This is a genomic window from Vibrio splendidus, from assembly GCF_001557875.1.
In the GTDB taxonomy this organism is placed as follows: domain Bacteria; phylum Pseudomonadota; class Gammaproteobacteria; order Enterobacterales; family Vibrionaceae; genus Vibrio; species Vibrio splendidus_F.
The window spans coordinates 810796-824843 of sequence record NZ_LNRF01000001.1; the positions used below are offsets into that span (position 1 = coordinate 810796).

10 protein-coding genes are annotated in these 14048 nt (G+C 42.6%); 6 read left to right on the forward strand and 4 right to left on the reverse strand.

Annotated elements, in window-relative coordinates; translation table 11 throughout:
* The first annotated feature begins 304 nt into the window (after positions 1-304).
* A complete protein-coding gene (locus tag ATB74_RS03450; RefSeq protein ID WP_061016554.1) occupies positions 305-1498 on the forward strand; it encodes an acetate/propionate family kinase in 1194 nt (397 codons plus the stop codon).
* Between the two features lie 220 nt (positions 1499-1718).
* Positions 1719-3143, forward strand: coding sequence for an arylsulfatase (locus ATB74_RS03455; protein WP_061016555.1), 1425 nt, complete (start codon positions 1719-1721; stop codon positions 3141-3143).
* Positions 3144-3346: 203 nt separating this feature from the next.
* Here the strand turns inward: ATB74_RS03455 and ATB74_RS03460 are convergent, their stop codons facing one another.
* From ATB74_RS03460 to ATB74_RS03470, 3 genes are all read right to left on the reverse strand, one after another.
* Complete coding sequence (locus tag ATB74_RS03460) at positions 3347-4246, reverse strand: LysR family transcriptional regulator (RefSeq protein ID WP_061016558.1); 900 nt, start codon at positions 4244-4246, stop codon at positions 3347-3349.
* A gap of 234 nt (positions 4247-4480) precedes the next feature.
* On the reverse strand, positions 4481-6013 hold the full coding sequence (locus ATB74_RS03465; RefSeq protein ID WP_061016561.1) for a cytochrome ubiquinol oxidase subunit I: 1533 nt from the start codon (positions 6011-6013) through the stop codon (positions 4481-4483).
* A gap of 52 nt (positions 6014-6065) precedes the next feature.
* Positions 6066-6455 (reverse strand): DUF4345 family protein, encoded by a 390-nt coding sequence (locus tag ATB74_RS03470; protein WP_061016562.1) that lies wholly within the window; start codon positions 6453-6455, stop codon positions 6066-6068.
* 165 nt (positions 6456-6620) lie between these two features.
* Here ATB74_RS03470 and ATB74_RS03475 point away from each other — a divergent pair, with 165 nt between their 5' ends.
* The 3 genes from ATB74_RS03475 to ATB74_RS03485 all read left to right on the forward strand — a co-directional run bounded on the left by ATB74_RS03475 (position 6621) and on the right by ATB74_RS03485 (position 10158).
* Positions 6621-7886, forward strand: coding sequence for an anaerobic sulfatase maturase (locus ATB74_RS03475; protein WP_061016563.1), 1266 nt, complete (start codon positions 6621-6623; stop codon positions 7884-7886).
* Positions 7887-7905: 19 nt separating this feature from the next.
* Entirely contained in the window at positions 7906-9351 is a 1446-nt protein-coding gene (locus tag ATB74_RS03480; RefSeq protein WP_061016565.1) for an arylsulfatase, read from the forward strand.
* 87 nt (positions 9352-9438) lie between these two features.
* The gene (locus tag ATB74_RS03485) at positions 9439-10158 is read left to right on the forward strand and encodes a hypothetical protein (RefSeq protein ID WP_061016567.1); all 720 of its coding nucleotides are present in this window, start codon (positions 9439-9441) and stop codon (positions 10156-10158) included.
* A gap of 280 nt (positions 10159-10438) precedes the next feature.
* Here the strand turns inward: ATB74_RS03485 and ATB74_RS03490 are convergent, their stop codons facing one another.
* On the reverse strand, positions 10439-11341 hold the full coding sequence (locus ATB74_RS03490) for a LysR family transcriptional regulator (RefSeq protein WP_061016569.1): 903 nt from the start codon (positions 11339-11341) through the stop codon (positions 10439-10441).
* A 181-nt stretch (positions 11342-11522) separates the two neighbouring features.
* Here ATB74_RS03490 and ATB74_RS03495 point away from each other — a divergent pair, with 181 nt between their 5' ends.
* On the forward strand, positions 11523-13520 hold the full coding sequence (locus ATB74_RS03495; protein ID WP_061016571.1) for an alkyl/aryl-sulfatase: 1998 nt from the start codon (positions 11523-11525) through the stop codon (positions 13518-13520).
* The last annotated feature ends 528 nt before the right edge of the window (positions 13521-14048 follow it).

Genomic DNA, 14048 nt, shown 5'->3' on the forward strand with positions numbered 1-14048 from the left:
GGAAGGGCGGTTGTTTTCTAGGCGGATTGCCTGCATTTGTTCGAGTCGCTCTAATTAACTCAATCAAGTTCAAAATAACGTGAGCACTCGTTTGCGTCACCTGTTCGCTAACTTTCTTATTCAACTATTTTTTAATTTCGCTCTCGAAATAAATGGTTTGATGACTAAGATCAACTTAATTGTGTTCATTTAGTGATTTTTTCAAAACAAAAGTTGAAAGATTCAAAAATTATTGAATAATGGGCTTAACTAAAATTGAAGTAAATACTTCATCCAATTCGTACTGAAACAGGATCCATATCCAATGTCTAATTCGTTTGTTCTGGTTATTAACTCGGGTAGTTCATCCCTAAAATTTGCTGTCATTGATTCTGTTTCTGGTGAAGCAGTATTGAGTGGCCTAGGGGAGTGTTTTGGTCTTGAAGATGCTCGCATGAGCTGGAAATATCAAGGCGAGAAAACTGAAATTGCCATTCAAGGTGAGGGTAACCACCACAAAATTGCCATTGGCAAACTTGTTGGCCTGATGGAAGATCTAGGCTTCACTGCTGATATCGTTGCTATCGGTCACCGTATCGTTCACGGCGGTGAGAAGTTCACTCAAACCGTTCGTATTACTGAAGAAGTAACGAACGAAATTGAAAGCCTATCTGACCTAGCTCCACTTCATAACCCTGCAGGTGCTATTGGCATCCGTGCTGCGATTGAAGCTTTCCCTTCTCTACCTCAATTTGCTGTATTTGATACAGCTTTCCACCAAACAATGCCACAACGTGCATTTACTGGTGCAATCGCAAAAGAACTATACACAGACTTTGGTGTTCGTCGTTACGGCTTCCACGGTACGAGCCACTACTTTGTTAGTCGTGAAGCTGCGAAGATGGTAAACAAGCCAGTTGAAGAAGCGAGTTTCATCTCTGTTCACCTAGGTAACGGTGCGTCTGTATGTGCTATCAAAGACGGTAACAGTGTTGATACATCAATGGGCTTCACACCGCTTTCTGGCCTTATGATGGGTACACGTTGTGGTGACTTAGACCCGGGCATCATCGAGTACCTACTTAAGAAAGGTTGGTCGCAAGAGCAAGTCTTCAACTCTCTAAACAAGGAGTCTGGCTTCCTAGGCGTGTCTGGTCTTACGAGCGATGCTCGTGGCATTTTAGAGGCGATGGAAGAGGGCCATGAAGGTGCTAAGTTAGCATTTGAGGTGTTTACTTACCGCGTATCAAAATACATTGCTTCTTACCTTGCAACGTTAGACTCTTTAGACGGCATTATCTTCACTGGCGGTATCGGTGAGAACTCTCTACCAATTCGTCGTGAGATCCTAAGCAACCTTAAGATTCTTGGTTTCGTTGAAGATGTAGCAGGTAACGAATCTGCTCGCTTTGGTGCTGAAGGCATCATCGGTAAGTCTGAAATGCTAGACGCAGTAGCTATGGTTATCCCAACTAACGAAGAGTTTGTGATTGCACAGCAGTCGGTAGAACTTCTGTAATAGATTCTAAGAAAATCAGATAACGAAAAGCGAGCCCAAGTGGCTCGCTTTTTTGTTGCTATGATTTAGGTATGGCAACCGTGGTGATGTTGCAGCGATCAACCAGTGCATCGAAAGTGGCCAGTTTATGATATTGCGTGTATATATAAATAAGGGCGTTTATAGGTAATTGGATATTGCCCAAACTTCTGATTTAAATGGACTTAAATGGAGAGGGAAAATGCTTAAACAAGTTTTGTTAGCAAGTGCGATATCGCTATCTAACGCCACTATGGCAGCGGAAAAGCCGAATATTGTTTATCTACTAGTTGATAACTGGGGATGGGGTGATTTAAGTGTGCAGGGAAGTACAATACAGACGCCAAACATAGATGACTTTGCTCAAGAAGGTCTTAGACTAACCAACTTTAATGTGCAGAATCAATGTACTCCAACTCGCTCTGCGCTGCATACAGGTCGATTGCCGATCCGGACGGGTAATCAAAAAGTGCCTGCTCCAGGGGAACCTGACGGCCTTGCACAATGGGAATATACGCTACCGGAGCTTCTTTCTGACGCTGGCTACAGCACGGCTTTATTTGGCAAGTGGCACGTAGGTGCAAGTATTGAAAAGCTCCCGAACTATCAAGGTTATGACTACTTCTGGGGAACAAATGAAGGGACCAACGCAGCTTCTTATACCTCAACCCCGCAATGGGATCCTGAAGTGGCTGAAACGCCTTATATTTGGGAGGGGGTAAAAGGAAAGCCCGCTAAGAAGGTTAAGCTTTTTGATATCCCAGCTAAGGTGATATTAGATAGAGAGATCACTGAACGATCTATTGCCCATATTCAAGAGAAGGCGAAGTCAGGTAAGCCATTTTTTACCTACGTGGGTTTCACACATTTCCATCCCCCATTGACAGTACATGATGACTTTAAGAACAAATCTAAAGCGGGCATCTATGCTGATACTCAGATGGAGGTTGACCACAACATAGGCCTAATTTTAGAAGCAATAAGAAAAGCTGGTGTTGAAGAGAATACCCTTGTTATTTTGAGTGGAGACAATGGTGCTGGTAACTTCCCGCAGGGATCTGCACTTGCCGCAGGTGAAAGTGGTGGAGGCGGTTCAAATGGCCCATGGCGAGGTGGTTTAAGTACGGCTTATGAAGGAGGGTTGCGAACTCCGGCTATGATTCGATTCCCTGGCAAAATTGAAGCTGGCCGTGTCTCTGATGAGATCGTTGGTGATATTGACATGTACACAACGATTGCAAGCTTTGCCGGGGCTGAAAGTCTTGTACCAAGCGATCGACCAATTGATGGTGTTGACCAGAAGGACTTCTTCCTTGGTAAGCCAGAATCTAATCGTGATCACTTTATTGTTTTTGTCGGTGATGAGTTGTTTGCTGTTAAGTGGCGAAACTTCAAAATGCACTTTATGACGGCAGAGTCGACACACTCTCGAATAGAGAAGTTCACTTTCCCACAAGTCTTTGATATTAAAAACGACCCTAAAGAAGCCTATGAATTACTAGGTAACGAGGGTTACTCACATACGTGGATATTTGATCCGGTTATGAAAAGAATTGCAGATTTGAAGAGCAGCATGCATCAATATCGAAACATTCAGCCAGGTGAAGAATTCAAGGGCTACGAATAGCGAATAACCAGTTGATTTAAGGGAGCTTGCTCCCTTTTCTGTCTGAGGTTTACGATAGAGTGTTTCATCGTGGAACGAATGGAAGTCTTTGGGGGTAACTATAGAGGAGTATGAATGTCGCATGTAACTAATTGTTTTAAAATTAGTTACATGCGATGGTTAGGTTGGGTAAGGTAAATGGTTGATGTCTCTGAACGAGTCGCTTATTTATGCTTGTGGTTATCGTATTTTTTGTATGCTTGCTCAATGGTTTTGACTAACCATTGATTAAGTGCTGCATCGCGGTGACTTGATGGGTGGCAAGCAACGAGTTTGATGTCGCATTCGAACTTATCAAGAGCGAAGTGCTTAAACTCTTCTAATTTCGGAAAGTATGGAAGTGGAGTTACACAATCGGTATTTTCTATGCAGCTTAAGAAAGCGTTAAGATCTTCAAACTTATATTGAATATGATGGGCAAGACCTTCACGCGTTAAGTGCTGAGAGAAGTTAATGTATTCCGAGTTCCAGCCATTGACACGTAGTATGGCTAATGGGGAACGTAACGCTTCTTCAAGGGTGGTCGCAGGGTGAGCTTTTCTTGCGTACAAAGAGAATCGGTTCTCACCGATCACCTTTTGTTTGATTTCTTTTGAGCAAATATCACTCCAAAAACCAACTGCAACGTGCACTTTTTCGGCAAGTAAGTCTTGATAAGTTGACGCTTGGCGATTAATGAAACTGAAGGTTGCTTTAGGGGCGTGAGATGCCAACATTTGCATTAAGTGTGGTTGAAAAATGTCTTGTAGAGCCGCATTGATAGCAATCACGATCTCACCCTGAAAATTTTTAGGCTCAAATTTCTCATTGGCAAAGGCTATTTGAATATCACTTCGTACCGCTTTGAGCTTTCGTTCTAGCATTACCGCATACGGTGTTGGTGAGAGGCCGGAGGATTTGCGGATAAACAGTTGATCGCCAGTTTCATCGCGTAGCTTTTGTAAGCTTTTTGATAAGGCACTGGGTGTTTTCCCTAACCGTTTCGCAGCAACACTGATGTTTTGAGTTTCTGCGATGGTGAGAAAGACTCTAATCAGGTTTAGATCAAAATTGGTACTTAGCATGTTGTCTCAAGACGAGAAATCTATGATTGGTATTGTACTGCTATCCTTAATCTTGGAGCTTATCGCATATCAATATATGTAGCCTTGATCAGTAAGACCAAGCGATGAGGTGCGCGCTTGGCCTTATTTTTATTATTAATCCGCGTCTTTCTGGCGCTTATCCATCTTTGCGATCAGCAAGACAGAGAGGACGAGTGTTGCGTAGAATGCAATATACCAAATCATAATAAATCCTTACTTGCTATCGAGTTGAGGGCCGCGGCGAATAAGCCACGCAATATAAAGACTAAGGCTTGAGAACAATACCGTAGTGATCATGATGAGCGTAGTGATCGGGAAGCCAGCAGATTCCCCGTTTTGATAGTCGCCCCCACCAGTAAAGGTTGGAAGAACTTCATAGATGATCCAGGGTTGACGTCCAACTTCTGAAAGTGCCCAGCCAACTAAGTAGGCAACCAATGCCATTGGAAGAGCAAGTATCGAAAATTTAATCATCCAAGGTGAAGCGGTATCAAGCGAGTTTTTATAACTTTTCACTGACCAGTAAGCAAATACGCCAGTAAGTAATATTCCCAAACCTACCATAATGCGGAAACTAAAGAACAAGAAAGTTACGTTCGTCATAGTGTCTTTGGCGGCGTTTTGAATATCGGTATCACTCGCTAACAAGATATCGTTAGTGTATTTACCCAATAGGTAGGCAAAGCCAAGATCTTTATGATGAGCAAGTAAACGTTGCTCTGCTTCTTGATTGGTTCGGTCTTGTTGGTAATCGAGCATCGCTTGGTACGCGATCATACCGTTGCGTACACGTTGCTCGTTTTCGTTAAGTAGCTGTTTGATCCCTTTTATCGGGTTATCAGTGTCGCTACCAAGTAGAAAGCCAAGAATGTAAGGTACTGAAATCTCGTATTTGTTGGTCATCTCTTCCATATCAGGAATAGCAAAGAGTACCAAGTGTGGATCTGCATCTGTCTCCCAAAGTGCTTCAAGTTGTGCCAGCTTCATCGGTTGAGTTTCAGCTACTGCTCTACCTTGTTCATCCCCGGCTACGGCTAAAAACAGAGAAAGGAGCAAACCGCTGACAGAGGCGATAAGTACCGTTTTTTGTACGAAGAACGCATGCTTGTTACGCAGTAGAAAGTAGCAACTCATACTCAGGACGGCAGCGATACCGACAATGTAAGTGGCGGCAAAGTTATGTGCAAAGCGTAAGGCAGTCATTGGTTGGAAGAAGTAAGCGGAGAAGCTGTCACGAACATACATCAAGGTGTCCAAATCAAATGATGATGTGGTATGAGGTGCGTGCATCCAACCATTAACTGCAATAGCAGAAGATTCCGCTATTGCAGGCATTAAAGGTAAGATCCAAGTTGCAATAACATGAATTTTAGGTGGTAGTCGCTTCCACCCTGCTTGGCTGGTAATAAACGCAATCAGAGTGACAACAATTAAAGTCGAAGGAATGCGACCTGTGAGATCTTCAGGGTCAAGTACCTTGACGTAACTCCACCATACTGTCCAATCATCAGAAAAGGGGGGAGTGGCAATACCCAAAAATATAATTACGATAAAAGTCGGCAACAGCATTTTACTGATGTACATAGAGGATGTTTTGTAGTCGATACGGCCTGTTGTTACATAAAGCGTTTCAAGGATTGCTGCGATCAAAGCTGCACCTAGGTAAATGGGTACCCACACATGGTGGGACGTCATACTAAATGCAAATTCTAAACGAGCATTATCGACAAGATCAATATAGTCCATCTTCAATACCTATAAGAGATAATTATTGGGGTCTTATTTAATTAGAAAGTAATTAAATAGATTTATTGGTTGTTTGGTGTTTAAAAAAGCTAATTAAGCATGCTATAAAGATAAAGACTTCGATGCCTAAAATAAGGGAGATGGTTTGGTTTGGAGTACCATCAATAATTAAACTTGTAATTCGACCTGACGAAAAACTGGCGTAAATTGCTAGGGACAATAAATATATATTGTTTAATTGTTTGTTAAGTATGGCTCCAATAGTGATAAATAGGCCGCAAAGCAAGATGAATGCGCCTACTCCTCTAAACTCACTAGCTCTATCTACTGAGTACGTGAAAGGTACGTCTGAATTAAAGTCAAAAAATTCAAACGGGCAGACCAGCATTCCCATTCCTACATACGTAACGACTATTCCTGCTATTAAGAGCGTTTTTTTCATAAATATACTCCAACGAATTTAATGGAATATTATCAGAGGTGATTTGCCTGAGGGGAAAATCAGTTTTTCCTTATATACATGCGTTATTTCAGCCAAGATATATCTATTCGTACTTCTTTCTTCAAGAAATATATTGGGCTGTAGAAATATAGCTAAGGCGAAAATATGCTTTTAACTACTCAGTGTTTTAATAAAAAAGTAAAAAAAACCATGCATGTTATGGCGAAACCTATTGGATCAAAGTGCAATCTCGATTGCAAATACTGTTATTACCTTAGTAAAGAGGATCTGTTAGCCGACCGCCCAGGTGATTGCGAACGAATGAATGAGGAAAGCCTAGAAGCGTACATCAAGCAATATTTTGCAGCTCATAATGCTTCTCAAGTTAATTTTTCATGGCAGGGCGGTGAGCCAACAATGCTGGGTTTGGACTACTTCCGTAATGTTGTTCGATTGCAGAAAAAGTATTGTCCTGACGGTGTAGAAGTTCTTAACGACTTACAAACTAATGGCACGCTACTTAATGATGAGTGGTGTTTATTTTTAGAAAAACACCAGTTTCTTGTTGGCATCAGTATTGATGGTGATGAGATGCTTCACAACACTTACCGTACCAACCGTGCTGGCCGAGGTACTTGGCAGCAAGTCATGGGAGCAATTGAACTCCTTAAAAAACATCAAGTTTCATTTTGTACTCTAACCTGTGTGAATCGCCTGACGAGTCAAAATCCGCTGGAAGTCTATCGCTTTCTACGTGACGTAGTTCAATCGCCACTGATTCAGTTTATTCCGATTGTGGAACCAAAAACGTTTCGTACACATTCCCCACAAGCAAGTCACTGTATTCAAGGGGACCCTCGCTTATCACCATCTCACCCAGACTCGATTGTCGAACCTTGGTCTGTTGAAGCCAAAGACTGGGGAATTTTCCTCAAAACGGTATTTGATGAGTGGTATCGACATGATGTAGGCCGCGTCCATGTTCAGTATTTCGAGGCGCTTTTCGCCACTTGGATGGGAGAGCAAAATTCATTGTGTACGTTAGGTGCGCTTTGTGGCAAAGGCTTAGCAATTGAGCCAAACGGTGATGTATATCGCTGTGACCACTTTGTTTATCCCGACTATTTGGCAGGAAATATCCATCAATCGTCATTGGATGAGATGGCGTTTGGTGCGGTTCAGCAAGCCTTTGGTTATGCCAAAAGTCAGTCTTTAACGGCTCAGTGCCGTGCATGCCCTTATCAATTTGCATGTTTTGGTGAGTGCCCCAAAAATCGCATTATTTCGTCATCATCAGGCGAGAGTGGTCACAACTACTTATGTGAAGGGTGGTATCAATTCTTCCATCATATTGATGAAAAATTTGCTCATCTTCTACGAATTAACGCGCTTCCTGTGAAACACGGACAATTTAAAACAAATAAATCTTAAATTAGAAAGGTAGAACTCTATGCATAAAAAATTAGTCGCACTCTCTGTTGCGGGGGCGCTTGGTGTCGCTCATTCCGCCCAAGCTGCTGAAAAGCCCAATGTCCTGTTTTTAATGGTGGATAACTGGGGCTGGGGGGATATTTCTAGCCAAGGTGGTCAAATCCCAACACCAGAGATCGATAAAGTGGCTGAGGAGGGAATACGTTTTCTTAACTACAACGTTCAAAACCAATGTACCCCTAGCCGTTCGGCGATGCACACAGGACGCCTTCCGATTCGTTCAGGCACATATAAGGTTCCCATTCTAAAAGGTGCGGCAGATGGGTTGGCTCCTTGGGAATACACCATTGCAGAAATGCTCAGTGATGACGGTTACAAAACCGCTTTATATGGCAAATGGCATATTGGTTCGGTTGATGGACGTCTGCCTATCGACCAAGGTTATGACGATTGGTATGGCTACCGAGGTGGTTCTGATGAGGCGGGCTATACAAGCAGCAAAGACTTCGACCCTAGCGTTGCTGAGGTTCCATACATCTGGCATGGCGCAAGAGGCGGTACTCCGGAGAAAGTAAAAGAGTTCAACCTAGACACCAAAAAAGGTATGGATGCAGAGCTGGTGGATAAAACCATCGAGTTCATCAACCAAAGCGTCAGCCAAGACAAACCTTTTTATACTTATGTTGGCTTTACTACATTCCACTCTCCATACACGGTGTCTGATGAGTTTAAAGGAAAGTCTAAGCAGGGGACGTATGCTGATACCCAACTTGAGCTCGATCATAATATCGGACGTTTGATGGCTGCTTTGAAGCAAAGTGGGCAGCTTGATAACACCATCGTCATCATCGCGGGAGACAACGGCTCAGGCAACATTGTTGACGGAAATATCTTGAAACCAGGTGAAGAGCCTTTAGGCAGCAATGGCCCATGGCGAGGCGGTTTAAGTACCGCTTTTGAAGGGGGGATGCGTACTCCAGCTGTGGTGCGTTACGGCAACAAAGTACCGGTAGGGCAAGTGACTGATGAAATCATGTCTGATCTGGATTGGTTCAGTACCTTAGCGCATTTGACTGGTAATGAAGACAAAATCCCAACCGATCGTCCTATCGACTCGATTGACCAGAGTGACTTCATTTTAGGTAGCAGTGATAAATCTAATCGTAACTATGTGCTGACGTACGTGAACGATGAGCTGTTTGCGGTGAAATGGAACAACTACAAGATGCATTTCAAAGTTGCCTATGAGACCCATGGCCGATTTGAAACGCTTACCTTTCCTTTGATTTACGATCTTGAGCGTGATCCGGGTGAACAATACGAAATCTGGGCCAATGAAGGTTACCAACACTCATGGCTAGTACAGCCTATTGGCAAGATCATCGCTGAAACTGCTCGCTCAATGCACCAGTACCCGAACATCCCAACTGGCGCTGACTTCAAAGGCTATAACGCCAAGAAGTAACGATGCTGACCACCTTTTTAACTTCCATGACCGCTAGTGGATAGCGGTCATGTCCATGATGACATTCAAATATTAAGAATAAAGCAGATGAAACTAACAAAAACCTTGATGTGCGCAGCACTAGGACTTTCTTTTCAAGCGGCAGCAGCGGATTACATTCGACTTGAAAGTGGCGTTAACCGAGACATTTACAAGTTAGAGACTGAAGTGAAAGTGACGGATTCTGTCGCTAGTATCTTTAGTGTTGAAGGCAACAAAGAGACCGCAGGGTTGGAGTACAACCTAGCAACGGCTTATGGTAAGTATCGTATGCCTTTGTCTGAGAAAATGAGCGCAGAGTTTGATTTCGGTCTAGCGTATGAATCTATGGGTGACAACTACGCTGCTATTGCGAAGCAGTTGGGCATTTCAGATGATTTTAAGACGGAGGCTGGCGCAATTTGGGGTGGCGCAACTCTTAACTATCTTGTTCTACCAAACTTTATGACCACCTTTGATTTAATGGCAACGCAAGACGTGGTCAACGAGACCATTATCGGCATGTACCGTGCGCGAGCGAAGTTTGTTTATCAACCTATTAAAAACCTCAATTTGGTGTACCGCACCGGTCTAAATTACGCTCAAAATGATATAACGAGAGATGTCGTTAAAGCCGGTCATTTAGTGTCAGATAACTATCTTGTGAGCCACGAGTTTTATGTTGGATACATGGGGGAATCAGGTTTAGAGCCTTACCTAATGCTTAAAGATATGGAAAATGACGCAAGTTATGATGTGATCCTTGGTTTCTATTATCGTTTTGATTAGCGCCATTTGTTTTTTAATTCAAGGTATCAACGCTAGTCGGATATCCATTGGAATTATCAGGGAGATAACCTCGTATTATTTGGAGTATCGCGTGGAATGTACGATAAGCGCTTTTGGTTATATTTAGCCAACATATAGAGGGCTCGTGATTGCTTTACAGCAAATCGAACTTCTGTAATCTTAGCGATAATACTGATTGTTCAGAGGCGAGCCCAAGTGGCTCGCTTTTTTGTTTATGTGTGCAATAGAGACTCAAAACGTAAGAGCTTCAATGCTAAATTTACTTCTCAATGAGAAACTTTATTTTTTTTCTTAGCCATTGATGTGCAGAGGAGGAAGAGTTTGCCTTGTGCCACTGTAAGTAGAATGGAATGGATTTGAGGCGGATAGGAGGCGCGATAATGGTAAGACCGAGTTTATCTTTGTACTGCATAGCGAGGCTTTTGGTCACATGGCAGAATAGATTGGTTTCACTGACAACTAACATGTTTGCTAGCATTGAACTGGCTTGATTGACAATGTGGCGTTTGATGTTTATTTCTTTCTCGAAAAACAGGTCCAGTGCCAATTTATTATTACGACGTAAATTTAGCACTGATTGCGGCAGGGTCTGATAGTCATCAAGGTTGATTCCAATGCAACTGTGAGGGTGGGAATTTGCCACAATCAGTACTATCTCATCTTCAAAAAGTAGCTCGTGATCCAGGCTTTTGTCTGCGAGTAAGTAGCTATCAACGATTAAGTCGAGCTTCCTATTTCTAAGCTCCGCAATCCCTAACTCTTCATCATAGATCTGTTCACACAATGAGTAGGTAATATTCTGGTTCTCTTCATTGGGTGATTTTTGTAAAAATTGAGTATGGAACTCCTCCGGTAGTGCGATGAAAAACTGCTTGGTAGAAGATAGAGGGTCAAAATCATCGAATGAACTGAGTACTGCCTCAAAGGTGAGTAACTCACCGCGTACATTCTCGTATAGTGCCAATGCTGCGGAGGTTGGCTGTACCTTTCCATTACTGCGGGTGAACAGTTCTTGTTGTAACGCCTTCTGTAAACGGCTCATAGCCAAGCTAATGGCAGGTGGAGACACATCTAATGCTTCACTTGCTTGTGCGTAGCTACCCGTTTCCATCACCTTAATGAAGACCTTAAACAAGTTAAGATCAAACTTTGAAAAGTCCATCACACCTCCCTTTAGATAAGTAAAATTTATCTCAGAGATATACTTTAGTTAATTTTGATTATCTCGGCAAGTTGATAGAGTTTCTTCATCAACAGGATGCTCACCTTGAAGACGAAAAATTCGCTAGAAGGTTTGGCAGAGCTTCTCACTTATTATCTACTTGTACTCCCGAGGAAACGTTATGAATAAAACAGTACTGGCTATCGCTATTGGACTTGTTCCACATATTGCACTGGCTGATTATGACTCGATTAACAACTACCAAGGAAAGCCAGCAACGCCGCATACGATTGAAGCTAATAAAGCGTTTGCTGAGAACCTACCTTGGAACGATACAACGGCATTTGATCGTCAAACTCGTGGTTTGATCGCTGAACTCACTGGTGATGCTGCAATTGTTCGTGACGAATTTCCACATTACGCAGATATGTCTGTAGATGAGATTCCAAATACGGTTAACCCGTCTTTGTTCCGCCAAGGTATGGTTAACTATGAAGCCAATGGTTTATACAAAGTTCGTGATGGTATCTGGCAAGTACGTGGTGCAGACATCACTAACATGACTATCTACCGCACTGATAATGGTTACTTAATTCATGACCCTCTGTTAACAGAAGCAGCGGGTGCGGCGGCATGGGAATTTGCAAAAGCGAACTTACCAAAAGTCAACGGTGAACATAAAATTACCGGTGTCATATACTCGCACTCACACCAAGATCATTTTGGTGGATCTCGCGGAATTATTGATGAGTCATTTGACGGCCCAATCATCGCCCCAGATGGTTTCATGGAAGCGATTGCTGCTGAAGCGATGGTTGGCGGGAATGCAATGAGTCGACGAGCGCAATATCAATACGGTTCGACACTACCAGCATCTGAGACAGGTATTGTTGATAACGCACTGGGTCTTTCTCACTCGCACGGTGCGGTAACGTTAGTTCCTCATACTGTTGAGATCAATGAACGTGAAGAGTGGCACAATGTTGATGGCCTTGATATTTTGTTCATCAACATGCCTGATGCGGAAGCACCCTCTGAGCACATCCACTGGATCCCAGAGTACAAAGCGCTGCACACGGCAGAGCTAACGTACGACGGCCAACATAATATCTACACGTTCCGTGGCGCTAAGATACGTGATGCTTTGGTATGGTCTAAGTACCTACATGAAATGAAAATGCGCTTTGCTGATGAAGCCGAAGTTCTACACCAAGCACACAGTGCGCCAGTATGGAATGACAACGGTACTGAGATTTCTGAGTACCTAACACTTCAACGTGATAACTACGGTTTCCTACATAACCAGACAATGCGTCTTGCAAACCAAGGTGTAACAGTTAACGATATGGGACGTGAAATCGAGAAGATCATTCCAGAAGTTCAGCAGCAAACTTGGTATTCACGTGGTTACCATGGCTCATATAGCCATAACGCTCGCGCAATCATGAACCTATATTTAGGTTACTTAGACTTAAACCCAACAACGATCAATCCGCTGCAAACGATCGACAAGTCTTGTGTTTATGTTGAAGCTGCAGGTGCTGAGACATTAACCCAAGCCGGTAAGGCGCACTTCGAAGCGGGCCGTTACCAAGAGGCATCACAACTGTTGAATGATGTTCTTCAATGTGACCATAGCAATGAACCTGTTCGTGAAATGCTAGCAGATACATGGGAGCAGCAAGGTTACCAGTCTGAGACAATGGCATGGCGTAACTCGTACCTACAAGGTGCGTATGAGCTTCGTACTGGCATTATTGGTGAGACAATTAAGATGGCATCAGTTGATATCATTGCCAATACACCAACGACAGGTTTCTTAGACTTCCTGTCTGTATCGATGAACGGTCCTAAAGCGATTGAACTTGGCCTTGATTTCAGCCTAACCATTGTTCACCCAGATGTGAAAGAGAACTTCTACGCGGAAGTAAGCAACGGTAACTTAACGGCTATTCAAACAGATTCAATAGAAAAAGCGGACACTAGTTTATACCTACACAAAGCAGACATGACTCGAATTATATCTGGAGAGACAACGCTGCAGGCTCTATTTGAATCTGGCCAAGCAGGTATCAAAGGAGACGTAGAGTCGTTCCAGAAGATGGCAACATCAATCGACAAGTTCACACCAGACTTTGATATTGTGCCAATGCCAATGCCAATGCCAATGAACAAGTAGCTCTATAAGTAGATGTTTATGGTGCTGTGATAGCTTGTAAAGATTAGTTTTAATTGAGTGAAATACTATTCAAAAGCGAACCTATATGGTTCGCTTTTTTACTAAATATCTCTATTCATGATATCGAGTAAAACCAATTAAAATGACAAAAGGTGAGAAATTGTTTTATAGCGTGGATTGTCAATAAACGGTGGCTAAAAAAGCCTTATAAAGGCTGCATTACTAATAAATAAGGAATGCAGTGATGAGTTTTTATCTTAAGTTGTTCGTTGTCGCAATAATTGGATCACTATTAAGTTTTTTTGTTTTCCTAGAGTTATCTACCTTTGTTTTTGCACCGGAGATGGAGCATGAGTACCCCATCGGTAGTTTTGAAGTCCAAGCATTTTTTGATCAGCATTGGCATTCCTTATAGTTAAAAATCCATATAAATCATCATCTTTATCTTTTTTTATATCGCTATTTTATTTCATCATTTTATTTCATTTTAAAATTCTCGAAACGAAATGCAGGTTAAGGCAAGTTGAA

Excerpts from the sequence above, each read along its gene's own strand:
- ATB74_RS03450 (WP_061016554.1), top strand. The coding sequence starts at position 305 with ATGTCTAATTCGTTTGTTCTGGTTATTAACTCGGGTAGTTCATCCCTA.
- ATB74_RS03455 (WP_061016555.1), top strand. The coding sequence starts at position 1,719 with ATGCTTAAACAAGTTTTGTTAGCAAGTGCGATATCGCTATCTAACGCC.
- ATB74_RS03460 (WP_061016558.1), bottom strand. The coding sequence starts at position 4,246 with ATGCTAAGTACCAATTTTGATCTAAACCTGATTAGAGTCTTTCTCACC.
- ATB74_RS03465 (WP_061016561.1), bottom strand. The coding sequence starts at position 6,013 with ATGGACTATATTGATCTTGTCGATAATGCTCGTTTAGAATTTGCATTT.
- ATB74_RS03470 (WP_061016562.1), bottom strand. The coding sequence starts at position 6,455 with ATGAAAAAAACGCTCTTAATAGCAGGAATAGTCGTTACGTATGTAGGA.
- ATB74_RS03475 (WP_061016563.1), top strand. The coding sequence starts at position 6,621 with ATGCTTTTAACTACTCAGTGTTTTAATAAAAAAGTAAAAAAAACCATG.
- ATB74_RS03480 (WP_061016565.1), top strand. The coding sequence starts at position 7,906 with ATGCATAAAAAATTAGTCGCACTCTCTGTTGCGGGGGCGCTTGGTGTC.
- ATB74_RS03485 (WP_061016567.1), top strand. The coding sequence starts at position 9,439 with ATGAAACTAACAAAAACCTTGATGTGCGCAGCACTAGGACTTTCTTTT.
- ATB74_RS03490 (WP_061016569.1), bottom strand. The coding sequence starts at position 11,341 with ATGGACTTTTCAAAGTTTGATCTTAACTTGTTTAAGGTCTTCATTAAG.
- ATB74_RS03495 (WP_061016571.1), top strand. The coding sequence starts at position 11,523 with ATGAATAAAACAGTACTGGCTATCGCTATTGGACTTGTTCCACATATT.